Source organism: Pirellulales bacterium, from assembly GCA_035546535.1.
GTDB lineage: Bacteria > Planctomycetota > Planctomycetia > Pirellulales > JACPPG01 > JACPPG01.
On the sequence record DASZWQ010000069.1, the window covers coordinates 66,734 to 89,278 of the forward strand.

20 protein-coding genes are annotated in these 22,545 nt (G+C 59.3%); 13 read left to right on the forward strand and 7 right to left on the reverse strand.

Features of this window, described 5'->3' with window-relative positions; translation table 11 throughout:
• Window positions 1-20: 20 nt before the first annotated feature.
• Entirely contained in the window at window positions 21-1,553 is a 1,533-nt protein-coding gene (locus tag VHD36_09510) for a hypothetical protein (protein HVU87548.1), read from the reverse strand.
• A gap of 597 nt (window positions 1,554-2,150) precedes the next feature.
• Between VHD36_09510 and VHD36_09515 the strand changes: the two genes are divergently transcribed.
• The 9 genes from VHD36_09515 to VHD36_09555 all read left to right on the forward strand — a co-directional run bounded on the left by VHD36_09515 (window position 2,151) and on the right by VHD36_09555 (window position 11,635).
• Window positions 2,151-2,846 (forward strand): YceI family protein, encoded by a 696-nt coding sequence (locus VHD36_09515; GenBank protein ID HVU87549.1) that lies wholly within the window; start codon window positions 2,151-2,153, stop codon window positions 2,844-2,846.
• The gene (locus tag VHD36_09520; GenBank protein HVU87550.1) at window positions 2,843-3,547 is read left to right on the forward strand and encodes a methyltransferase domain-containing protein; all 705 of its coding nucleotides are present in this window, start codon (window positions 2,843-2,845) and stop codon (window positions 3,545-3,547) included. The genes VHD36_09515 and VHD36_09520 overlap by 4 nt, the downstream gene beginning before the upstream one ends.
• Window positions 3,544-4,737, forward strand: coding sequence for an NAD(P)/FAD-dependent oxidoreductase (locus VHD36_09525; GenBank protein HVU87551.1), 1,194 nt, complete (start codon window positions 3,544-3,546; stop codon window positions 4,735-4,737). Before VHD36_09520 ends, VHD36_09525 begins: the two co-directional genes overlap by 4 nt.
• Window positions 4,734-5,813, forward strand: a complete 1,080-nt coding sequence (locus tag VHD36_09530) for a type III polyketide synthase (GenBank protein HVU87552.1) — start codon at window positions 4,734-4,736, stop codon at window positions 5,811-5,813. The genes VHD36_09525 and VHD36_09530 overlap by 4 nt, the downstream gene beginning before the upstream one ends.
• A gap of 30 nt (window positions 5,814-5,843) precedes the next feature.
• The gene (locus tag VHD36_09535) at window positions 5,844-6,674 is read left to right on the forward strand and encodes a class I SAM-dependent methyltransferase (protein HVU87553.1); all 831 of its coding nucleotides are present in this window, start codon (window positions 5,844-5,846) and stop codon (window positions 6,672-6,674) included.
• Between the two features lie 17 nt (window positions 6,675-6,691).
• A complete protein-coding gene (locus VHD36_09540) occupies window positions 6,692-7,372 on the forward strand; it encodes a hypothetical protein (protein ID HVU87554.1) in 681 nt (226 codons plus the stop codon).
• A gap of 294 nt (window positions 7,373-7,666) precedes the next feature.
• Window positions 7,667-8,779, forward strand: coding sequence for a DUF1559 domain-containing protein (locus tag VHD36_09545; GenBank protein ID HVU87555.1), 1,113 nt, complete (start codon window positions 7,667-7,669; stop codon window positions 8,777-8,779).
• A gap of 4 nt (window positions 8,780-8,783) precedes the next feature.
• Complete coding sequence (locus VHD36_09550) at window positions 8,784-9,230, forward strand: hypothetical protein (GenBank protein ID HVU87556.1); 447 nt, start codon at window positions 8,784-8,786, stop codon at window positions 9,228-9,230.
• A gap of 149 nt (window positions 9,231-9,379) precedes the next feature.
• On the forward strand, window positions 9,380-11,635 hold the full coding sequence (locus tag VHD36_09555) for a G8 domain-containing protein (protein ID HVU87557.1): 2,256 nt from the start codon (window positions 9,380-9,382) through the stop codon (window positions 11,633-11,635).
• Between the two features lie 10 nt (window positions 11,636-11,645).
• Here VHD36_09555 and VHD36_09560 read toward each other — a convergent pair whose 3' ends face one another.
• From VHD36_09560 to VHD36_09585, 6 genes are all read right to left on the reverse strand, one after another.
• Window positions 11,646-11,777: a hypothetical protein gene (locus VHD36_09560; protein ID HVU87558.1), complete on the reverse strand. Its 132-nt coding sequence runs from the start codon at window positions 11,775-11,777 to the stop codon at window positions 11,646-11,648.
• A gap of 317 nt (window positions 11,778-12,094) precedes the next feature.
• Complete coding sequence (locus VHD36_09565) at window positions 12,095-12,889, reverse strand: SDR family oxidoreductase (protein HVU87559.1); 795 nt, start codon at window positions 12,887-12,889, stop codon at window positions 12,095-12,097.
• A gap of 12 nt (window positions 12,890-12,901) precedes the next feature.
• Window positions 12,902-13,903, reverse strand: coding sequence for a Gfo/Idh/MocA family oxidoreductase (locus VHD36_09570; GenBank protein HVU87560.1), 1,002 nt, complete (start codon window positions 13,901-13,903; stop codon window positions 12,902-12,904).
• 29 nt (window positions 13,904-13,932) lie between these two features.
• Window positions 13,933-14,739: an aldolase/citrate lyase family protein gene (locus VHD36_09575; GenBank protein HVU87561.1), complete on the reverse strand. Its 807-nt coding sequence runs from the start codon at window positions 14,737-14,739 to the stop codon at window positions 13,933-13,935.
• 44 nt (window positions 14,740-14,783) lie between these two features.
• Entirely contained in the window at window positions 14,784-15,698 is a 915-nt protein-coding gene (locus VHD36_09580) for a hypothetical protein (GenBank protein ID HVU87562.1), read from the reverse strand.
• A 162-nt stretch (window positions 15,699-15,860) separates the two neighbouring features.
• Window positions 15,861-17,057, reverse strand: a complete 1,197-nt coding sequence (locus tag VHD36_09585) for a GntR family transcriptional regulator (protein HVU87563.1) — start codon at window positions 17,055-17,057, stop codon at window positions 15,861-15,863.
• Between the two features lie 610 nt (window positions 17,058-17,667).
• On the opposite strand from VHD36_09585, the gene VHD36_09590 reads away from it, so the two are divergent.
• From VHD36_09590 to VHD36_09605, 4 genes are all read left to right on the forward strand, one after another.
• Window positions 17,668-18,867 (forward strand): dockerin type I repeat-containing protein, encoded by a 1,200-nt coding sequence (locus tag VHD36_09590; protein ID HVU87564.1) that lies wholly within the window; start codon window positions 17,668-17,670, stop codon window positions 18,865-18,867.
• A 211-nt stretch (window positions 18,868-19,078) separates the two neighbouring features.
• Window positions 19,079-20,173, forward strand: a complete 1,095-nt coding sequence (locus VHD36_09595) for a dockerin type I domain-containing protein (GenBank protein HVU87565.1) — start codon at window positions 19,079-19,081, stop codon at window positions 20,171-20,173.
• A 296-nt stretch (window positions 20,174-20,469) separates the two neighbouring features.
• On the forward strand, window positions 20,470-21,459 hold the full coding sequence (locus tag VHD36_09600; protein HVU87566.1) for a DUF1559 domain-containing protein: 990 nt from the start codon (window positions 20,470-20,472) through the stop codon (window positions 21,457-21,459).
• Window positions 21,460-21,699: 240 nt separating this feature from the next.
• Window positions 21,700-22,485: a PEP-CTERM sorting domain-containing protein gene (locus tag VHD36_09605; GenBank protein ID HVU87567.1), complete on the forward strand. Its 786-nt coding sequence runs from the start codon at window positions 21,700-21,702 to the stop codon at window positions 22,483-22,485.
• Window positions 22,486-22,545 lie beyond the last annotated feature (60 nt).

The following is a 22,545-nucleotide window of genomic DNA, read 5'->3' on the forward strand; positions in this document are numbered from 1 at the left end:
ATGTGACGTGCTGAAGAGTGTCAGCGAGTGCACGGCAACATCACGAGGGCCAGCCGCTCGAGCATATCGTTGCGGACGAAATAGCCGCTATCCGTTTGCCTATAGCGCGCTTTGAGCAAGTCGTCGATAGCGCGCCGTTCGTCCTCTGATGCCGCGGTGACCTCCAGGTCGTCCTTGCTAATGACTGCCGGAGGATCGCGCAGGCACTCTTCGATCAATTGCAGCGGCGGTGTGTCAATTTCCGCCTGAGCCAAGGCCCGTCGTAACAATGGAAACTGCGTCCAGAAGTACGACGCGTCGTGAGCCACGACGGGATGGTTCTGCGGATTGAAAACTCCCTTTTCATCTCCCAGCGCGCGGCCGAAGGCATTGCTCGCTGCGACCTGCTCGCTGAGCATCAATTCAGGGTGTTGGAAGAGGCGCACATTGTTCCGTAGCGCGCGCGCAGGGTAGAGCCACAACGCGGCGAAAAGGACGACAAAAGCCGCCGTTGCCGCGAGGGTCTGCAATTCCAGCAGCACGACGAGCAGGTACGAAACGAGGAGCGATCCGGTCAGCAAGCCCATCTGCCAGCTCGCGAAGCTCGGCTTTGGCTCGAGCACGGCCGCTGACATTAATGCCAGCTGCACGATCGCCAGGTCACGGAAACTCTTGTTGGGCGCCCTCCACAGATAGAACGCGGCCTGGATCGACGATGCGACTAGAATGAACTTCCCGATGTGCATGCGAAGCCAATCGAAGCGGCCTTGCGACGGATCGCGAACGACCGCCGTGTACTTGATGATCCAGGTTTGCGTGTCGGCGATTCCAACAGTCGCCAGATAAAGCCCTGGCGCGATGCACGCTCCGACAATCATGCCCGCTATCGTCGCGCGCGGGATGCCGCGCAGATTCACCAGCACTACCAAGGCCAAGCCGATGCACAGGAACGAGAACCGGGGCGAAAAGAAGATCGCCACCGCCGCGCAAGCGGCCGCCAGAAAACCAGAGAGGAAGGGCCTTTTGAGATGACTTGCGGAAGTAATACGAAGCGTCAGATAAAGCGAGACGAACGCGAGCGGCATACCGACGATTTCAGGGCGCAGCGACCAATGCTGCTTGCGAAATGTCTCGGCATTGTAGGGAACGACCATCAGCGGAAACGCCAGCCCCCCGGCCAGAACGCCGATCCGCCAACCGTACAATCTTTCGCCCAAGAGAACCAGCATGGCGGCGGTCGCGAGCAACGACACGGTGCAGACGACCCGGCCGAACACCATGATTTCGGCGCTGAAGTCCGCGTTCCACAACCCGTACAATCGCAGTAGATACAGTGTCCCGGGCGAGTTGTGGAACAAGAAATCGGTGAACGGCCTTTCTCCGTGATGGGCGAGCCAAGCCGTGTGACAGTAATGCAACTCGTCGTGAGATACCGGCAGCAGAAACAATTGAGAGATCGCGAACAAGACCGCGGTCGCTCCCAGCACGATATAGGCAACTGCCCATAACTTGTCGCGCGTCGTGCGCCGCGACACGGTCGCGATGGCGTCCGCGACGGATGATTCCGGGGCCATCGATTCTTCTATCCGAGTGGGCGATGTCGAGGCGATGGCGAAACAGACCGGCCGTGGGAGCGATCCGAAATGGCCTGCCGAAGGGCGTGCATCGCAGTATCAATGAGGTCTGTGGCGAAGTCAACATTTCCGGCTGCACGGCGGCCGCATGGCCGGGATATGGTGACTGGCTCTTTTGCGGCGATTCTCGCCTTATTTTGAGCACTCGGCGATGTGTGAGCACGTCAACAATTTGACCGGCTACGAGTTCCCTGACCAATCGGTAGCGAAGGGCTTGGCGAAGGAAGTCTCGCCGCGCTGATTTGCGTGTGTTGGATGTTGCCTGCGGTGGCGGGGACAACGCCGCATTGCTTACCCGCCACGCGGTTCACATTGGATTTGAAATACACATTCGACGGTTGTGACGACCTGCTAGCTGAGCGGCCGGGGGCGCCAGCGTGCGCACCGGTTCTGATGAGAATCCCCGCGGGAGAATGCGCGTTCTCCATCGAGCCCAGAAATCGGGGTTTATTACTACGGATATAGTTCGTAAGATTCCGCTCCCCAGCTTATGCCCCGACGGAGAGCGTGGTCGGCCTTTGTCAAGGAGGATACGCAATGGCTTTACGCTCGTGGCATGTGCCGCTAGCGGCGGTGGCCTTGGTGTTGCTCAGCGGCGGTGTACTTCCTTTGAACGCTCAACAAAGCGCGGCGCGCGTTCAGCAGACCTTTAGCCCTGGACAAATCGATACCAGCGCCTGCCGCGTATTTATTAAGGTGGGCAAAACCGGGCTCGGCCATGAGCACGGCGTAGAAGGTCGTCTCAAATCGGGATTCTTGAACCTGGGGGCAACAACCAACGCAGGACAGATCATCTTCGATATTGCCTCGTTTCAAGCCGATACGCCTGCGGCCCGGCAATACGTCGGCCTTGCTGGTGCCACGGACGCCGACACGCAACGGCAAGTGAATGCCAATATGTTGGGGCCGGACGTACTCGATGCGCGCCGTTTTCCCACGGCCACCTTTCGCGTCAATACGATTCAACAGCTCCCGGCCGACCGTCCCGGAGGATCGCCGAAGTATCAGCTGGACGGTGATTTCACGCTGCACGGAACGACGCGCCCGGTTCGCATTCTGGCCGAATCCTCTGCCCCATCGGGACACGTCCGCCTGCATGGCAGCTTTAGCATCTTGCAGTCGGATTACGGCATCACGCCATACAGCAAGGCCTTCGGCGCGATTGGCGTTGCCGACAGCTTGACGATTTGGGGCGATCTGTGGATGGCAAGTGCTGCGGGGACCTCGCGATGATCACCGAGCGCCGCGTACAGCCCGAGCTGATGGATCAGCCGGACCTGGACCCGTTGATGCACGTTGCTGCGCTCGACGGTTTACGTCGGATCAACCTGGTCAGCCGCAGTGCAGCGATCTTATGGCCCGAAATCGAGCAGTTGGCTAGGGAAGTAGCGCCGCGGCCATTGCGAGTTCTCGATATTGCCTGCGGTGGCGGGGATAACGCCGCTTCGCTTGTCCGCCACGCTGTCCGGGCCGGCCGTGAAGTACACGTCGACGGTTGCGATGTCAGCGAGTGCGCCCTTGAAGTGGCCCGTCGGCGCGTCGATCAATCAGGCGCGAACCAGTCGCGCTTCTTTCCTTTGAATGTACTCGTCGATCCACTCCCCGCCGGCTACGACGTGATTACGACATCCTTATTCCTGCACCATCTCCAGGAGCAGCAGGCCTGCGACTTATTGCGCCGCATGGCCGCGGCTGCCGGCCGTGCGGTGTTGGTCTGCGATTTGCATCGCAGCTGGCTGGGCTACGGCCTGGCATGGGTCGGTTGCCGGCTGTTGAGTCGCTCGCCGATCGTCCACGTCGATGGTCCCCGCTCCGTCGAAGCGGCCTTTGCCATCGACGAAATTGGGGCGCTGGCCGCGCGAAGCGGTTTAACCGGTGCGCTGATCTCGCACCATTGGCCGCAGCGTTGGCTGCTCGCGTGGAGGAAGCGTTGAACGTCGCCGCGACTATCTCTGCGACCGGTGCTGCCGCACAGAGCTGGGAAGCGATCGTCATCGGCGCCGGTCCGGCGGGTTCGATCGTTGCCCGAGAGTTGGCGCGGCGGGGAGCCGCTACGCTGTTGGTCGAGCGGCAGGCGTTCCCACGTGCCAAAGTCTGCGGTGGGTGCCTTAACGGTCTGGCTTTGGCCGCGTTGAAATCTTTGCAACTGGAACAGGTGCTTGGCGCTGCGCAAGCTGCGCCGACCAGACAGCTCATGATCCATTCGCGGCAACGATCAGTAACCCTGGAGCTGCCGGGCGGCGTGGCCATCCAGCGGGCGCCGTTCGATGCGGCCTTGGCGCGCGCCGCCATTGAGGCTGGCGCTGCTTTTTTGCCCGAGACGACTGCCACGGTCGCAGCTGGTGATCCGCCGGGGGCCGCCTGCCGTACGGTCGCGCTCACGCAGCGCGATCGCGAGATGCATCGCGCGCACGCCCGATTGGTCATTGCCGCCGATGGGTTAGGGCATCCCAGCGTCCGGCACATGGATGCTTTCCAGAATTGTACAAAGGAAGCCGCGCGCCTCGGCTTGGCATTATCGATGGAGGGGCCGCGCGACGTGTACGGCGTGGGCACCATTCACATGGCCGTGGCCGAAGGGGGCTACGTCGGCCTGGTGCGAACGGCCGATGGCCGCTTGAATGTCGCCGCGGCCGTCGATTCGGCCGCGTTGCGAGCCGCTGCCAGCCCGGCCCATTTTGTGAATCATATTCTGCGCAACTCTTGCCTGCCGCCTCTCTGGGATGCGGGGGGGGCCATGTGTCGCGGCACGTTGCCGTTGACGCGTCACAGCCGACGGCTGGCGCACGAACGCGTCATTTTGCTCGGCGATGCGGCTGGATACGTCGAGCCATTCACGGGCGAAGGGATGGGCTGGGCCATGCGGTCAGCCGCGGCCTTGGCGCCGATTGCCATGCAGTTGCTGAACAGTTGGGAAGCACCACGCGTGCAGGCCTGGGAGCGCGGCCAGCGATGGGAAATGGCCCGTGGTCAAGTCGCATGCCGCATCGTTTCCGAAGTGTTACGGCGGCCACGCCTGGTGCATTTGGCGCTCGCGGCCTTGCAGAAAGTACCTGCAGCGGCCCGTCCGATCGTGCGGCGCATTCATGGGGCAGATGTCTCGTGGGAAACAGGTGCCTTATGAGTGTCATGATTACCGGGCTGGGCACCGCCGTGCCGGAGCATCAGATCGAACAGGAAGACGCCGCCGAGCAGGCGGCTCGAATCTGCTGTCAAACGCAGGTGCAGCAGCGGCTTGTGAAGGCGCTCTATCGTCGCGCCGGCGTACACACGCGTCACAGCGTCGTGCTCGAATCTGACACCAATGGTCGCCCGGCCGAACAGAGCTTCTACAAGCATACGGCTCTGGGACCGACCACCGCCGAGCGCATGGTTGCGTATCAGGTTCACGCGGCGCCGCTGGCCGCCGATGCGGCTCGTGCGGCCCTCGAGAGCGCTGATGTTGCAGCAGCTGAAATTACGCATCTGGTGACCGTTTCGTGCAGCGGCTTTTTCGCGCCCGGTTTCGACTTGTCATTGTTCGATAGCCTGCCCCTGCCCGCCGACACGACGCGCACGCACGTCGGTTTCATGGGTTGCCATGGGGCGCTGAATGGGTTGCGCGTTGCCCGCGCTTTTGCCCAGGCCGATGCCGAGGCCTGCGCCTTGGTGTGTGCTCTGGAGTTGTGCAGCCTGCACCACCAATACGATTGGGACCCCGAGCAGATCGTGGCCAATGCCCTGTTCGCCGACGGCGCGGCGGCGGTGGTCGTACGTCGCGGTGCCACCAACGACGGCGCGTGGCAGGTGGTTGATCAGCGCTCGGCCGTGATTCCAGGAACTGCCGAGCTGATGAGCTGGCGGATCGGCGACCATGGTTTTCAAATGACTCTCTCGGCGCAAGTGCCGCAAACGCTCGACAAGCGGCTGCGCCCCTGGCTCACGGCGTGGCTGGCGGAGCACGATCTGTCGATCGACAAAATCGGCTCCTGGGCGATCCACCCCGGCGGCCCGCGCATCTTGGAAGCCTGCGCAAGCGCCATTGGAATCGCCGAAGATGCCTTGGCCGATTCACGTGCCGTGCTCTCCGAGTTCGGCAACATGTCGTCGCCGACGATACTTTTCATTCTCGATCGTATGCAGCGCCGCGATGCGCCGCAGCCATGTGTGGTTCTGGCGTTTGGGCCGGGGTTGGCGATCGAGGCGGCTCTTCTTCGCTAAGGAATTTCGTTCGAGAAAGGATTTCGCCCCATGATTGTTTGCCCGACCGTCCGCCAGCGAGACATTCGCACGCACTACAATCTTTCCACGCTGTTCTATCGCCTCCTGTGGGGCCGTCACATTCACCATGGCCTGTGGTCCGGCGACGAATCGGCGTCTGTCGCTCAGCAGCAATTGACTGAGACGCTGGCCCGCGAGGCTGGGATTCGTGACGGCGAGCGCGTTTTGGACGTCGGCTGCGGGATGGGCTCGTCGTCGATCCATCTGGCTTCGAAACTCGACTGCCAGGTAACGGGGGTCACGATTAGTGCCGTGCAAAGGCGCTGGGCGCAATGCGCCGCGGGCTGGCATGGCGTGGCGCGTCAGGCCCGGTTTTTGTGCGACGATGCCGAGCAAGTTGCGTTTCCGCCGAGTTCGTTCGATGTGGTGTGGAGCATCGAATGCACCGAGCACTTATTCAATAAGTCTCGCTTCTTCCGTCGCGCCTCGACATGGCTGCGGCCCGGCGGACGCGTGGCCATCTGCGCATGGCTGGCCGCCAACACCGAGAACCGCGAGGCGGCACTGCGCGTGCATCGCGTGTGCGAAGGATTCTTCTGTCCCTCGCTGGGAACAGTAGAAGATTATCAGCGCTGGTTCACCGCAGCCGGCCTGACCCACTGCCGCTTCCTCGACTGGACCTCGGCCGTGACGCGCACCTGGGAAATCTGTCGGGATCGTGTACGAAGAACGGGCGTCCGTTGGCTGGCGCGGGCCGTTGATCGGAACCAGGTGATGTTTCTGGATCGGTTCGAAGCGATTCTACAGGCTTATCAGACCGGCGCGATGCAGTACGGATGCTTCATCGCCGAGCGGCCCTAAACGACGAGATCGCATGGATGCGACGAGCAGCAGGGATATTTTTCGGCCTGGCCACGCACGGTTTATTCGCGGCAACCGTGTGGTATTTATATTTTTTTCTGAAGGGGGACGCCGAAGTTGCTCCGGCGCGCGGCAGCCTGGGGATCGACGGTTTCCTGGCGCTTCAATTTGCGCTCCCGCACAGCGTCTTATTGCTCCCCGCGGTGCGGCGACGGCTGACCCGCGCGATTCCCGCGCCGTTTTATGGTTGCTTTTACTGCGTAGTGACGTGCGCAAGCTTATGGCTGATTTTTGTCGCGTGGCAGCCGCACTCGACCGTTCTTTGGCGCGCGACGGGGCTCGGCCAAGGTCTCGTGACAGCGGCGTTCTTAGGTTCCTGGGTGGCGCTGTTTTACAGTCTGCACTTGACGGGGCTTGGCTATCAAACGGGCTGGACGCCATGGTGGCATTGGCTGCGCGGCCGCCCGCAGCCGCCACGAGCCTTTGAGCCGCGCGGCGCCTACCTGTGGTTGCGCCATCCCGTCTATTTGAGTTTCCTGGGCCTGATCTGGTTCACGCCCACGATGACGGCCGATCATGCCGTCTTAACGGGTGTGTGGACTACCTACGTCTTTATTGGTAGCTGTCTGAAGGACGCCCGGCTCCTTTTCTATCTCGGCGACCGCTATCGCACGTATCAGGCGGCCGTGCCGGGATAGGCGAGCTGGTCGCGGCTATCGTCGACGACCCGCATCGGGGAACAGCGGGCTCCTCAGCCGCATTGCCGGTGATGTCCCGGCGGTTGTACCGGAGACACCGAAGCTTCGCGAACGACGCTAATCGGTCAAAGCCTGGGCAGTTCATCGCCATGCGTGGCGAATCTTTAGCCGTTCCATCGGGCGCATTGCACTTCATCGCTCGTGATGTCCAATAGTCCGCGCTAGCCAGGTCTATCGGCATTCAATTTGCTGGGTTTCACCGGCCTACAAAAGCATCGAAATGCAGGAGCCATTATGCTGACCAGGCAGCATCCAGAAGCCCGGGTTTCGAGGAACGCGAAGGGGATCCGAATCCGCTTAGGTGACAGTGGTCGCAGCAATGGCCACGCGCTTGGATTTACCTTGGTGGAACTTCTTGTCGTGATTGCGATCATTGGAATCTTGATCGCACTTTTATTGCCGGCGGTGCAGGCGGCACGTGAAGCCGCGCGCCGTGCTCAGTGCCTGAACAACCTCAAGCAACTGGGACTTGCCTCCCTGGGTTTTGAGAACGCGCAGGGTGGGCTTTCTCCACGCAGAACAATCTACAACCACAATGCGACAAACACCGGCATTTCAGACCTCATGGGACCGGCGCGCCCGCATGGTGGATGGGGAACATTTTTGCTGCCATACTTGGAGCAGTCGAATATTTCAGCAAGCTACGATCTGCGGTATGACTGCTTCGATCCGATAAATGCGACTCTTGTCGCGACAAACCTGCCGGTCTTCATCTGTCCCTCGACTCCGACAACAGAGCGGGTCATTCCTCTGTCCAGCGCAGCAACTCAGCCATCCTTGCGATACGGGACCGACGGTGGGATAACCTACACGGTCAGTGGAGCGGTGTCGGACTACGAACAATCGAATGGCTTCTTTATGCCCACGACCGGATATGGGGTGGGCTTCGCAAGCAACCTATACGTTGCGCCCGATAACGCGAACCAACATAATCCAACCGTCGACAATTCAAACTCTCCCCTCTCGAAAATCAGCGACGGAACTTCCAACACCATGCTGCTGGCGGAACAAGCGGGGCGCCCTCAACACTACATCCTCGGCTCACTGCAAGCGACGGATCAGTCGTCCGGTTCACGCGGAATGTGGGCGGGCCAGACTTCCTGCGCCTGGTATATTTACAGCGCCGACGCAACATTGAATTCAAACACCAATAAGACTGCCGGTGATGCGCTCACCTGCACGATAAATTGCGATAACAACCAGGGAATCTACGCGTTTCATCCATCGGGAGCGAACATGCTCTTTTGCGATGGTTCGGTGAGATTCATCAATACCTCACTGAGTGGCCGTGTTTTTGGCCAGATCTGCTTGCGAGACGACGGCGAGCAGTCTGCGCTGGGCAATTAGTCGCATGAGTGTACCGCAGATTTTATCATGGCGACCCCTCGTATTAGGGCTGCTTGCGCTAATGTTGGCCGGTTGCCAGCGGGCAGCGGCTCCCATTGGTCCAGAGGCGTTCCCCACGCGCGGTCAGGTAGTCGTGAAGGGAAAGCCTGCATCGGGAGTGCGTATTGTTCTAAATCCCTTTCCCGACGTGGCGAGCCCGAAATTTCTACCGTCGGCCATTACTGATGAGAATGGAGGCTTCAAAGTGAGCACATACTCAGCGGGTGATGGCGCGCCGGCCGGTGAATATGTCCTGACTCTCGAATGGCCAGTGGCGAAAAAAGCAGATGACGACGAAAGTATTGTCGTAAAGGACCGGCTTCAGGGGCGGTATGCCGTCGCGGCAAAGTCCAACTGGCGAGTGCGGATCCATGAACAGGACAACATTCTGGAACCAATCAAAATACCTTGAATGGCAAAAATCAGCCTGACTACTGCTTTCAAAATAGCAATTCCGTGCCGAAAACGCCCGTACCGCGAGTCGCGATCCATGAGGGCGAGAACGCCATCCCCGCCCAAGCAATTTGAAACGCTGATAATCCTTGTGGGAGACAGATTTCGATGCCACTAAGTCCCGTTCGTCGCATACTGATTATCTCGGCTTTACTCGCGATCAGTTTCGCTACCGCCAAGGCGGCTGAGCCACCTGTTGTCCGCTCGAAGCAGTCGGGTACATGGTCCGACAAGGAAACATGGGAAATCGGTCGCGCGCCAATGAGTGGAGACGTAGTTGTCATTCGCGCAGGTCATCATGTTACCTACGACGTCAATGAGCCTCGCGAAACCATTCGCGTCGTGCAAATTGCTGGCGAGTTGGAGTTCGCGCGCGATCGGAATACTGTACTAGACGCGGGATTGATCACGATCACGGCTAGCGAAGAACCCACGGAGGAAGGGTTCGATTGCCACGCAGTGATGGAAGAGATTTCCGAAGGTAAATCTCGGCCGGCGCTATTTATCGGCCGACCAGGGGCACCCCACCCCGCGCAATTCACGGCGGTGATTCGTTTGCGGTATCTCGAGGGAATGGACAAAGTTTCTTGCCCTGCGCTTGTGTGTTGTGGTGGGCGGATGGAGTTGCACGGCACGCCTATGCCTCGGACCTGGGTCAAATTGAAGCGAGGGGTAGAGCCTGGAGCCACTACCTTGGCTTTGGCCGAGAGCGTTGAGGGTTGGAAAGAGGGAGATAATATCATTGTGACAAGCACGCATCGGCAGCGCGACCGCCAAGGGGCCGACTTCCTGGCCGGTGCCGAAACCGAATTGAGGACTATCGCCGCTGGCGGCGAGCGAAATGGTGGACGTGGACGAGGCGAAGGGGGAAATCGCGGGAATGGTGCATTCCGACCTGCGTCATCGGGGCGCGATTTCACGGGAGGCTATGCGATTTCCCTCGATCGACCGCTAACGTACGCTCATTTCGCCGATGACGAGCATCAAGCCGAAGTGGCGAACCTGACTCGCAATGTCGTAATCGAATCCGCCGATCCTGATGGGGTTCGCGGGCATACGATGTACCATCGGGGATCGGCGGGATCAATCTCGTACGCAGAATTTCGTCACCTGGGCAAACGCGACGAGTTGGGCCGCTACAGCATCCACTTCCATCTGTGCGGCGATACGATGCGTGGTAGTTCGGTAATTGGTGCGTCAATTTGGAATAGTCACAACCGTTGGATCACGATTCACGGAACGGATTCGTTGGTGGTCCGCGACTGTGTCGGTTTTAAGAGTGTCGGCCACGGCTACTTCCTCGAAGATGGAACCGAGGTCAACAACATCCTCGACCATAACCTCGCCGCGTTGGTGCTGCCCGGAAAAACGCAGAGGGACCAAGTGGCACCATTCGATCTTAATCGTGGAGCAGGTTTCTGGTGGTCGAATTGCCAGAACCAGATCACTCGGAATGTGGCTGTCGAATGTGCCGAATACGGTTACCGATTCGATTGCAAGAAGACGGACACTTACGATCCGATTCGTCCCATTCGCCAGCCCGACGGGACCGTCAAGGATCAAGATACTCGGATTCTGCCGTTCGTTCGCTTCGAGGACAATGAAGCGCACACTATGAAGTTCTTCTGCATGAACCTGCGAGGCGTCACGCGGCCGGTGGGCGGCGGCCTAGATTTCCCGAATCAGAACCAGACGCTTGCACGAGAAGCGGCCGAGGCAATGCCCGAACCAGGTAAGCCGTTCTGGATACGCGACTTCAAATGCTGGGAAGCTAACTGGTCACTGCATCTGGGAACGACAGGTGTTTTTGTCGATGGCCTCGATACGTTCCGTTCGGACGTCGCCATTTGGCGTTCGATCATGGATCGGTCCGGATTTCGCCGTTTGACTTCCAAAGAGATGCGAGTCAACGACATTCACAATCCCCTCAGTATGGGCTTTCCTGACGAGAACGAGTACACCAACGACAACGCGACGGAAGGCCCCACGCCACGGCGAGCGAATCGCATGGGAGGCGTATCCAGTTTTCGCGATGAAATGCCACCAGTGACGATCATTACAAGCGCCGTGCGCGACGGGAATCTCGTACAGGTTAGAGGTTCGGTAGCTGACACCAGTGACATCAAACGGGTGACCGTGAATGACCGCCCTGCACGTTCGACGCGAGGTGCTTTCGCGGAGTGGGAGGTCTTTCTAGACATTCCGGCTGCTCAGCCTGTCTCACTCATCGCCATGTCGGAAGACATAGTTGGGCATGTTGAGCAAACTCCGCATCGAGTTCGTTTGGAAGCTTCGTCGATTTCTTCTTTGCCTGATGACTCCAAACCCGTGGCCGTCCCCAATGCGGTCGGTCAGAGCCGATAAGCGTTAAGGGCTACGCCTCGGCGCGCCGCATCACCTTGTACACCGTGCCGGCCGTCCAGGGCTTGCCCTGGATCGTTCTCCGCTTCATGCCGTCGAGCCGACTGCAATCGCACGCAGCGACAGCTTCTCGCGGCCTCGCCATCCACGATGTCCGGGAGGATGAAATGATACTCGGCGTTCGACAGCCGGCGGCGCTCGATGAGACCCGCGGCACGGCCGCGCTCCATCGCCAAGAGTCCGGCCGATTGTGGATTCGGTAGCGCAAGCCACTGGATCTCTGGAAACGAGGAAATGAAGGAAGTCATTGCGGGTGCCAGTGCGGTTGGCCCGAGCAAGGCGCGTGTGGTGGAAAACTGAACCACCGTTATGCGGGTTGCCGGCCGGTTCGGCAAGGAGGTATGATCCGGCAAGGAGATGATCAACCCATCGTGTGCACTGGCTGCCGGTTGATTCACACTCTCACCAGGCGGTCCAGCCGCCATCGATGATGAGGTTGTGCCCCGTGACGTAGCTGCTGGCGTCGGTGGCGAGAAACACCACGGCTCCCTTGAGTTCGTGTGCCTCACCCATGCGTCGCATGGGTGATTTTTCGGCGAGCCGTGCTTTGAGTTCCTGCGGTACGGCAGGAGCTGGAAAAGGACCGGGGCTAAGCGCATTTACGCGTACTCGGTCACGTGCCCAGTAGACAGCCAGGTGCCGGGTCATTTGCAAAATGCCCCCTTTGAGCGCGTGATACGCGACCGGACTTGCTGCGCCGGGTGCATAAGCGTCGGGGTAAGAGGCGACCAATCCATACATCGAGCCGAGCATGATGACGCTGGCCGGCGCGCCACGCGCAACCGCCTGATCGCGCACCATGCGGGCCAACAGGAAATAGCCAGTCGCATTCGCCAGTTGCCGAGTGAACTCTTCGCCTGTGCAGGTCGTCAAATCCGCCTTAACGGGCTCATGCCCGTTGTTTACTAACACATCGATAGGGCCACACCGGGCGGCGATCGCTGCAAAATCGTCGGCCAGGCGGTCGACCGCTTGATGATCGAGCGGCATGCCGTGATGCCGTGCCCCGCCGCGGAACGGCAATTGGCCAGCGGCGGCTGCCGCGCGATCCGCTTCGCGGCTGGTGACGACGACGCTCGCGCCGGCTTCGGCCAGCGCGCGGGTCAGCGCTCCGCCTAAGTGTCCCGTTCCGCCAGTGACGAGGGCCGTGCGGCCTGTCAAGTCGAACAGCGATTGAATACTTGGCTCAGCAGTCATCGGGCCTCGCGATCAACTCGCCGCGGTGGATACCCAACCGGCGGTTTCCAGGGATTTGAGGATGGCCAGGTTAACTCGCAACGTCTGCGCTCCCTCGTCCAAGGTGCAAAGGAGCGGACTGCGCCGCTCGATCGCGTCGCAGAAGGTATGCAGTTGTGTGGCAAATAAGTCGTCGCGTTCGATCGGCGCGCCGGCCTCGTCGTGCCAGGTGTTGCCGGGCTCGACCATCCACCGCCAGCGGTTCTCGTGCAACTCGAAGCGCAGCGTGCCGCGCTGGCAGACCACGGTGATCGTAAACTCGTTGGGCGCCTGGTACTGATTCAGACTATAGCAAGCCGTGATTTCGCCGTGGCGCGCAAGCACGTGTACCGTATCCTCGACGTCGACGCCGGGGACGACCGCGTGCCGTGCATCGGCCGCCACTCGATCGATCGGCCCCACAAGCCATTCGCCCGCATTGACCAGGTGCGTGAGAGCATCTTGAATCGCGCCCCCGCCGGTCGCCCGATCGCGATAGTAGGTGTCACGGTAGGCAGGCCGATAAAAGGGGAAATCCTGACCGGCCATGGCGACGAGCTCCACCGGCCGGCCGAATCTTCCTTCAAGAATGACCTCGCGCATGGCGGTAAGAGTGGGATTCGCGCGAATCACATATCCAACGCCTGCCACAATGCGGCGCTGCTGGACGAGTGATTGCAACTGGCCAATACCGGCCTGGCTGGTACTTAGCGGCTTTTCGATCAGCAGATGAATTCCGCGGTCTGCGAGTTGCGTGGCGATGGCGACGTGCAGGTGCGCGGGAACGCAAATGACGGCCGCCGCAGGCGCCGCGGCGATCGCCTGCTCGAGACTGTCGTATGTCTCTGCGATGCCGTACCGTACGGCGACCGCATCGCGCAGCGTGGTGTTGATATCGAAGCAGGTGACTGCGAATCGCCCGAGGCGCTGCGCGCAACGTAAATGTCGTTCGCCAATCGATCCGAGACCAATGATGAGCAATCGCGGCGTGTTCAAGCCAGGCCTCGTGACTTGGATAGGGGCGTTTACGACGAGCCCGGTTTCAGGCGATTCTCGAAGCGGAAACCCAGCGGAGCGAATTGGGCCTGGATATTCTCCAAGCCTCGTTTGATCGTCACGATGTCAGCATTGTGAAACAAGAGCCGCGCCCCCATTTCGAGAGCCTGTCCGGCCTGCTCGGGGGTGCCGACGGTGCGGGCCCAGTGCTTGCCGGTGTTGCGCGCGGCGGCGGCGATCTTTTCCAGCGCCTTGCTGATTTGCGGATGATCGAACTCGAGCGGAAAGCCGCCCAGGATCGAAAAATCGGCCGGACCGAGCAACAAGGCATCGACGCCGGGCGTGGCCAAGATTTCCTCGGCGTGTTCGATGGCGCGCTGGTCCTCTAATTGGATCAGGATAAACGATTCACGATTGGCGTGTTCCAGGTATTCCCGCATCGCCGCGGCGGTGTACAGAGCATCCGCACTGCCGCCGTCGAAGCCGCGCGTGCCAAGCGGCGCGAACTTCGACCAGCGTACGACTTCAGCGGCTTCTCGGGCGTCGTCACAGCGTGGATACATGATCGCCTGGGCGCCCATCTCTAGAAGCCGCCCCATCCGCATAAACTCCCCCTTGGCCGGCCGTGCCACGATGTCAGATGTACCGACACGCGCCGCTCGCATTAGCTGTCCAGCCGTTTCCACGCTGTAGCCATGATGCTCCAGGTCCATCCACAGGCCGTCGAAACCCATCAGGCTCGCCAGCTCGAACACCGAAGGATCCGTCAGGTGCAATTGCGTACACAACGCCGGCTCATTGCGCGCCAACTTGGCTTTGATCTTGCTCGTTCTCATCAATGACGTTGCCTCTGCAAATCGGAGCGAGGGAGCCATCGAACTCAGGCGACGGCATGACGTGCAACCGGTAATGCGGACTGCCCGGTCCTGATCAAAATATGCAAGACCGCCGTCGAGGCCGCAACCTGAACGTCGGCATCCGCGTCGTGCAAGAGTTGGACAAGCGTGTCCAAGTCAGCGGCGGTGCCATTAATTCCCAGGGCCGTCGCCGACTCGTATTTCTCGTCGTTTCTGCCACTGCGCAGATAATCCAGAAGGGCCGATTTGAAGGCCGAAACATTCTCACGCGCGGAACCGGTGACAAACGCGGCGCTGACGAGGTACTTTCGGCTTGATGGGCTGGCTTCAGCAATCGCCGCAGCGGCAATTCTCTTTATGATTCTCGGCGGAAGGTCTTCGCGCAGGTGGCGCAGGGCATAGGCGGCAACGCCGCGGATATTCGGATCAGGATTATCGAGGAGATCGGCCAACCGCTCGAGATCCTGCCGGTCGCCGGACATCGCGAGCAGCCAACGCCCGTGCGGCCTCGCGGCGGTAGGCAGACGTTCCATAGCGCCCTCGTATTGCGAGCGATGTGCAGCGTCGACGCGATACTTCAGTTTGGCGAGAGACTCAGCTGCACTTGCCGCATCGGGGCTGTGAGGGCTAAGGCATATCGCACAGAGCCGATCGACGTGCTGGGCTCGTCCGGCAGCGGTTGGTTTCGCTCTGGCCAGTACGCGCCAGATGCAAATCCGCTGCCCAGGAATGTCACCGTCCCGCTCAAGCGCTCGTTCGTAGATCGGCAGCACCGTGTCGGTGAAGCCAAAAAGGATGAGCGACTCCGCCGCGTGCAAGCGAACGTAGGGAGAGGGATTGGCGAGCGAATTCTGGAGCACCTCCAGTGCGCGTGCTTGTAGTTCACTGGGGCCATTCGTCGCCCGATCCGCGACTTCAGAGACGGGGTTCTCTTTCATAAGTCCTTGTCGTAATCCTCGATTGACCGTCATAGCTGCGTGGACGCTAGGGCGCTCAGGACAAGAAAGGCGAGGGCCACTGCCCAAGACGGATTGGTTCGCGAAAAACGTCGATCCCGAATCGCCGTTCTAAAGTGGCGACGTATCAAACTGACTGCCGACTTAATGATTTCCGTTGCGAATGCCTGAGGTGCCTTTGGCCGGACCAAGCGTTTCGCCGTTGCTCAAACTAAGTTCCATGACGCGCTCGGTGTTATCGTCGATCGCGCGATCACCGCGGCGCATCTCATTCAAGAAGGCGACCGCTTGGCGTCCCGTTTCCACCTCATCCACGACGACTGACGTGATTCGTTGCGTGAGCGCTCCCTCACGAAGTGCTCCACCGAATCCGATGATCGACACATCTTCCGGCACGCGCAGGCCCAGCCTAGGCAGCAGCATGTACAACATTTCAGCCCACGGGTCGAACGAGGCAAATATGGCCGTCGGTGGATTGGGGCGAGAGAACCAACGTTGCAAAGATGGCCAGACGTCCTGTTCGCGACGTTGCAACCACGTACCCTGAATTCCTTCTTGAACGGCTAATTGCGGTGGTTCACAGATCAGTTCATCAGGGATGCCACTGCCAACGGCAGCCAGAGCTTCACATAGCCCGTTTTTGAATTTCTGGCCCGTCGTCCCTGCACTCGACGTACACACAAAGGCGACACGTCGATGGCCGTGTTCCACGAGCGCCTGTCCGCCCATTCGTCCGATATCGGGAATGGAAAGCGACACCAAGGGGCCAGGTACGCCTTCGGCGCGACGATGGCAAAACACAACAGGAATTCCGCGACTCTGCAACTGCCGTATCTGATAGGCGGGGGTCGGCTGGCCGACCGTGGGCACGATGGCGACGCCACCGACTTCTTTATCCAGAAGTTGCAACACGATGTCGCTTTGTCGAGTTACATCGTCGCCAGTGATGCAGATCATCGTTTGATGTCGGACATCGCTCGCCGCGCTTTCAAAGCCTTGAATCAGCGATGGATAAAAACCCGTGCGCATCTCGGGTGAGATTAGCGCGAAGATATCCTGGCCGCGCAGCAGCTTTCTTCGCACGTCAGAATCGACGAACGTCCCTTTTCCTTGCACTCGACGAATGAGACCCTCGCGCTCCAAACACGCCATCGCTTGACGAATTGTCATGTGCGCGACGCCAAGCGCCTCGACCATTTGGCGTTCTGAAGGGAGAAGCTGGCCTGGCATCAGACCGCCGGCGCGCATTTCGTTGATCAGATGGTCTTTGAGCCGTTCGTGCTTGGCCCGGCCCAAAGGCTCTGCACTCTGAAGATCAAGAGTGTTGAGCCACTTTTCCATGGCGCCGCCTTCCTTGGTTGGTCTCGAATCGCTCCTAGCGTTTAACAGTTTGGCGATCCGTTAAAAAACGGCCAAGAGCTGAACGCTAGTGAACAACACCTATAGAGTAGTATCGTACAAGATAAATATATACGTGCAACTCTCGAGAGAAAACAATTTCTACTGACATTTCGCGGTCATTCATCCGGGTAAACGGCCTAATTCACAGTCGGGGCTAGGTTGGCCGCTTAATGTCCAATCTCCGGGAAATTCCGTTGCTTTTCGCAATTATCGCTTTTTTGCAAGCAAATCGTTGACAATGAAGCTCTATAGCATTATTGTAGCTTTTGGGATTGGTTCGACGCGGGAAGAACTGCCAAGTCCAAGTCTGGACGAAGACAAGTGCGTGCTTCGGCCCATACAGGCAGATATCTCGTCCGAATGCATCCCGCAGAAGAGTAGGGTCTGTGGCCTTGTTCAAGGCTACATAACGCGGAACGGCTTCGTCGGTGCCAGTCAGGCGCCGCCGAACAGGTATGGCGCGAATGCATCCGCGCCATGTAGAGGAGCGTGGTGCGCGTCTGTCTTGGGCAAGTGTCGCGAGGTCCTTTTTTGCGCGAAATAGAACGCCATGACCGAGCGGTCGAATTGCTCCAAGCCTGTTCGTATCTGGCCAAAAGCTGACTTATGCGGTGATTCGGCATATTCGGTGAGCGAGGTGCTCGGCCGTCAAGTCACTTCTATTCAATCGCAAGAGGTGAACATCGTGATTTTGCACAGAGCCGTTGGTTCGTTTGTTTTTGTTGCCCTACTGGCGATATACGCCACCGCCCAAGCTCAGTCCATTCAGAATCTGACGACGGGTCAGTATGTCTTTTACGACAACTATTCGGGAGTGTCGTCCGTCAGTACCGTGCCAGCGCCCGACACAACCGGTTCGTACAAACCTGGTCCCGCTGCCATCATTGGATCGTGGATCACGAACCTCGATTCGACTATCGAGAGCTCTCAGGTAACGAATTCGACGACCGCTCCTGATCCCGGCGGCTTCGCCGGCGCGAATTATTTGCGTCTCTATCGCGATACCAGCAACGAAGGTGGCAGCGTGATCGGCAAGGTCTCTGCCCCAATAACGACAACGGGCCAGACGGTGGAAGAACGCGTGATGGTTTATATACCCGCCGCGACGGACACCCTGGCCCGAGCGGAGTTCATGATGCTGGGAACGACAACCGGCAGCGGCACTGACTACCTCACATCGCCGGCGTTTGTCTACAGCGATGGTTCTGGCGGCGTCAAGGCGGTGATCGGCGATGGCAACGGAGGGAGCCAAGTCGCGATCGAGACAGGGCTCCAATATCAGACGAACGTCTGGCAAGAGTGGGATCTTACCTACACGATCGGCTCTACAACTTTTAGCGTCACCGTGGGTGGGCAGACTGTCAGCGGGCTGAACTCGCTGAAAGTTGGAAGCGTTGGCGGCACGCAGTTTTCCAACGGCAATGATACCCCAGGCGGTTCTGTGTACTACGACTCGGTCAAGGGCATCAACATTCTGCCGGGAGACTTCAATCAGGATGGCAAGGTCAACCTGACCGATTACTCGATTTTGACGAGTCACTGGCTGCAGACTGGCGTGTCGGGCGCCAATGGAGATCTTAACGGTGACGGCACCGTGAATATCACCGACTTCAGTTTGTTCAAGCAAGACTATATCGCCGCCAACGGCGCGGGCGCAAACGCCCTGACGGCGGTGCCTGAGCCGGGCACATTGGTGTTAATCGTAGCGGCACTACCGGCGCTTTTCGCGCTTGGTCGTCGCAAGAAGTGAAAGAGTTGGTCGAGCCTCATGCGCATGAGTGCACAGTGGCCCGACATTGCGACCGCTTCGTGAACGCGAGACTAACACCAATGAAGCGACCGATGAAGACGAAGAGCTAAACGATGATCTCCGCCTGCTCGGTTCGCCACGCGATTACGTTCAGGAGATACTGATGTTACGGCTAACCAACAGAACGATAGCGGCCTGCAGCGTCGCTTGTGTGACGCTGATCACTTCGCTCGGCGAAGTGCGGGCCCAGAATCTAACGCTTACGGTCGATCCTTATTCCGGCGCGGCCTCGATCACCAATCCCGCCGGTGCGCCCGTTAATCTGGACGGTTACCAGATTACTTCGGCATCGGGCCAGCTCAGCACGACGGGCTGGAACAGTCTGACCCATCGCGGCTTGACCGGATGGCAAACGATCGCTCCTACAACGGCCAACGCTCTGAGCGAGCTGAACCTGACGTCTTACACGGCCGTTCCGGCTAGCGGTAGCGTGACGCTGGGTGACCCGTTCAAGGCAAACGGCACCGAGGACGTCCACTGGGGCTACTCCTCGCCGACCGGCACCAACACGGAAACTTCAGTCAACCCAGCGCCTGTGGTGTACGCGGGCGGTTTGCAAGTTCAGGCCATCACCGTCGTGTCTTCGACAAACGCCGTCCAGGCCACGCACTTGATTCTCTTGAATCAAGAGACATCGCCGTCCTTCAATGTCGATGCCTACGTCATCCAGTCGGCAGGGGGCGCGCTGAACCCTGCCAACTTTACTGGCTACGCCAGCCGCAACACACCGGGCTGGCAGTCGGTGGCGCCATCGGCCAACGCGCTTTCCGAGCTGAATCTGACGAGCTCGTCAACATTGGCGCCGCATCAGGACCTGATTCTAGGCTCGGCATTCACGGCCGGCGGACCTCAGGACCTGTCGCTGCAATTCCATCTCACGGGAACAAGCACGGCGGCCTTGAACGGCACGGTCGTCTACCAAACGATGCTCGCCGGCGACGCCAACGGGGATGGCATTGTCAATTCGCAGGACATTGCCCTCATTTCGTCGAACTGGCTGGCCTCGAATTCGCTTCCGGGCGACGTCAACTTTGATGGGATCGTCAACAGTCAGGACATTGCCCTTATTTCGTCGAATTGGTTGCAAAGCCGGAGCCCCGGCAGCGGCATGGCAAGCGGAGCCCAATCGGCGCCGGTGCCCGAGCCCAGCAGTCTGATTCTGTTGGCCGGGGGTCTATCGACGGTTGGGTTGCTGCGTTACCGGCGCAAAGAGAAACGCGAGCACATATCGAAGAAGGCGAGTTGATCGAGCCAGCACCACCGGTCAGTGCCCCTCGGCGAGGCAGTGACGGCTTCGCCGAGGGGACTGGCTGGGATTTCAGAGCAGAGCAGAGAGAGCGGCTATTCGGAACCAGAGAAGTGGCGCGGTAGTACCACAGCTATCGCACGTTTCCCAGGGGGTGTCGAAGACCAGTTATAGCACGTTGAAAGAATGACAGTCGACGGATTCCGTGACTTCTTTGGCGCCGTCGAGAGTGCGCTGATCGGTGTTAGCAGAAACGACGGAGCCCAACGAAGCACAGTTGGCTGCAAGGAAAGATCATGAACCGATCTCACCACATGCCGCTCCGCAGTGAGAACCGCGGCTTCACGCTCGTCGAATTATTGGTGGTTATCGCCATTATCGGGATCCTCATCTCGTTATTGCTCCCAGCGGTACAGGCGGCACGCGAGGCGGCCCGTCGGTCGCAGTGTAGCAATAATCTCAAGCAGATCGGCCTGGCCATACACGAGTACGTCGACGCCTTGCAAGCGCTGCCAATCGGCCTCTCGCAGCCCCCCTCGATACCGTCTTATTGGCAAGCAAGCGGCGCCGGGCCTTACAACACCTGGATGGAGCGGCTTTTCCCGTACATCGAGCAACAAGGACTGTCATGGAATTTTAGTTGCGGGTATTCCTCTCCGAATTATCTTGCGTCGAACCAAACAGCAATGCAGACGTGGATCAGCGTCTATCTTTGTCCGTCGGATTCTCCAGACACGTTTGTCGGAACCACGGTTTGGGCGACCCGCTCGAACTACGTGGCTTGCTTTAGTCCTGACGGCGTCATGGTCGAGCCTGGCAACCCTAACTGGAAAATCGACAGCTGCAACAATCTGTCGTTTCTGAACCCTGCTACGCAGCGGGCGCTGTTCAACGTCAACTTGTCGCGCCGGTTCGCCGAATGCATTGACGGACTATCGAACACTGCGATGGTGTCAGAGACGATCGCCGGGCAGCAAGGCGATATTCGTGGCATGTGGTGGTATCCGTGGGGGATGCAGTACGAACACCATCGCGGCCCGAACTCGGCGGCTCTTGATGTGTTGGGTGGCGGTAATTCGTATTGTGTTTCGACGACCGACGCGCCATGCACGGGAAACGGTTCATGTCAAAGCACGATCGACTGCGCGGCGCGCAGCAAACATCCCGGTGGCGTTCAGGTGTTGCGAGCGGACGGATCGGCGCAGTTCGTGTCGAACTCGATCGACCTGGCAACCTGGCAAGCCTTCGCCAGCATCGCGGGCAGCGAGCCTTCCACCGTTCCCTAGGACGTGATGCGAGGGAATCGACGAAGCAGTGCGGAAATGTCGTTCAGAGATGAGAGGGTCGGGTTTGTTCTCTATCGGGGAGGGCAACTTGGTCAAAGGACAAGATCTCTAACCTTCGGAGGTACGGCTAATGATCTCGAAAGCGTGGTCGATTCTGCGGGCCAAATCAACACAATACTTCTTTTGGAGATGCAGCCAATGCGATCGTTCGTCAACCCATACCACAACGCGGCGACATGTATGGCCGCCACCCTGGGGATCTGTTTTGTTTTTGTCGGAAGCGTGATCCAGGCAGGGGTTCTGGATATCGATTTCGAGCCGCCGACGTACACCGGGGGCACATTTATCGCCAGCGGCATAACCAATAGCTTCAATGGCGAAGGCGGTTGGGACAGCCGCTTCGACCCAAATCTGCAAGTGTCGACTACGAACGTGATCGCGGGGACACAATCACTCTACATGACCGGCAACTCGTACGGCGTCCACGACGCGTCCGGCCTCGGCTATGTGGACGGTGCCACCTATTCGGTTTTGTTGCAGCCCAGCACGGCGAATTCCTCCGACGAGTCAATCGTGCAGTTGGGCGTTTGCACAACTCCTGGCGACTCGAGCACGATTCAAACGGTCAGCTACGCGATTTTCCAAAATGGCGCCACGTCGGTTTACAATGGCCATACCTTGGTGTCGGCCGGAGCCAGCTATTCGGCAAACGATGTGCTGCAGGTCACCGAGACATTCAATTTCACGGCTGGCACCTTCGACCTCTCGATACACGACCTAACTAGCAATACGACAAGCACGACTCCGGGCAACCAGTTTTACAATAGTTTTTCGGCAGCGGCGTTCAACGCAGGCGCTGCCGTTGGACTTGTCAGTCAGACTTCGCCGAACGGGAACACGGTCTTTGACAATGTCGTCGTTACGGGCAGCGCCGTCCCTGAACCAAGTTCGTTGGCGCTATTGTTCGTGGCCGGTCTCGGCCTGGTCGTTCGGCGCATGCGACGGAACCGTGCCGAGAGAACATGACGATTGCCTTGTTTGGCCTACAGCGAGATCGTCCGATTCGAGCAGTGACTCTGCGCTCGC

What these genes read in the sequence shown, in the direction of transcription:
- VHD36_09510 (HVU87548.1), bottom strand. Translation starts at nt 1,553, where the DNA reads ATGGCCCCGGAATCATCCGTCGCGGACGCCATCGCGACCGTGTCGCGG.
- VHD36_09515 (HVU87549.1), top strand. Translation starts at nt 2,151, where the DNA reads ATGGCTTTACGCTCGTGGCATGTGCCGCTAGCGGCGGTGGCCTTGGTG.
- VHD36_09520 (HVU87550.1), top strand. Translation starts at nt 2,843, where the DNA reads ATGATCACCGAGCGCCGCGTACAGCCCGAGCTGATGGATCAGCCGGAC.
- VHD36_09530 (HVU87552.1), top strand. Translation starts at nt 4,734, where the DNA reads ATGAGTGTCATGATTACCGGGCTGGGCACCGCCGTGCCGGAGCATCAG.
- VHD36_09535 (HVU87553.1), top strand. Translation starts at nt 5,844, where the DNA reads ATGATTGTTTGCCCGACCGTCCGCCAGCGAGACATTCGCACGCACTAC.
- VHD36_09540 (HVU87554.1), top strand. Translation starts at nt 6,692, where the DNA reads ATGCGACGAGCAGCAGGGATATTTTTCGGCCTGGCCACGCACGGTTTA.
- VHD36_09545 (HVU87555.1), top strand. Translation starts at nt 7,667, where the DNA reads ATGCTGACCAGGCAGCATCCAGAAGCCCGGGTTTCGAGGAACGCGAAG.
- VHD36_09550 (HVU87556.1), top strand. Translation starts at nt 8,784, where the DNA reads ATGAGTGTACCGCAGATTTTATCATGGCGACCCCTCGTATTAGGGCTG.
- VHD36_09555 (HVU87557.1), top strand. Translation starts at nt 9,380, where the DNA reads ATGCCACTAAGTCCCGTTCGTCGCATACTGATTATCTCGGCTTTACTC.
- VHD36_09560 (HVU87558.1), bottom strand. Translation starts at nt 11,777, where the DNA reads ATGGCGAGGCCGCGAGAAGCTGTCGCTGCGTGCGATTGCAGTCGGCTC.
- VHD36_09565 (HVU87559.1), bottom strand. Translation starts at nt 12,889, where the DNA reads ATGACTGCTGAGCCAAGTATTCAATCGCTGTTCGACTTGACAGGCCGC.
- VHD36_09575 (HVU87561.1), bottom strand. Translation starts at nt 14,739, where the DNA reads ATGAGAACGAGCAAGATCAAAGCCAAGTTGGCGCGCAATGAGCCGGCG.
- VHD36_09580 (HVU87562.1), bottom strand. Translation starts at nt 15,698, where the DNA reads ATGAAAGAGAACCCCGTCTCTGAAGTCGCGGATCGGGCGACGAATGGC.
- VHD36_09585 (HVU87563.1), bottom strand. Translation starts at nt 17,057, where the DNA reads ATGGAAAAGTGGCTCAACACTCTTGATCTTCAGAGTGCAGAGCCTTTG.
- VHD36_09590 (HVU87564.1), top strand. Translation starts at nt 17,668, where the DNA reads ATGACCGAGCGGTCGAATTGCTCCAAGCCTGTTCGTATCTGGCCAAAA.
- VHD36_09600 (HVU87566.1), top strand. Translation starts at nt 20,470, where the DNA reads ATGAACCGATCTCACCACATGCCGCTCCGCAGTGAGAACCGCGGCTTC.
- VHD36_09605 (HVU87567.1), top strand. Translation starts at nt 21,700, where the DNA reads ATGGCCGCCACCCTGGGGATCTGTTTTGTTTTTGTCGGAAGCGTGATC.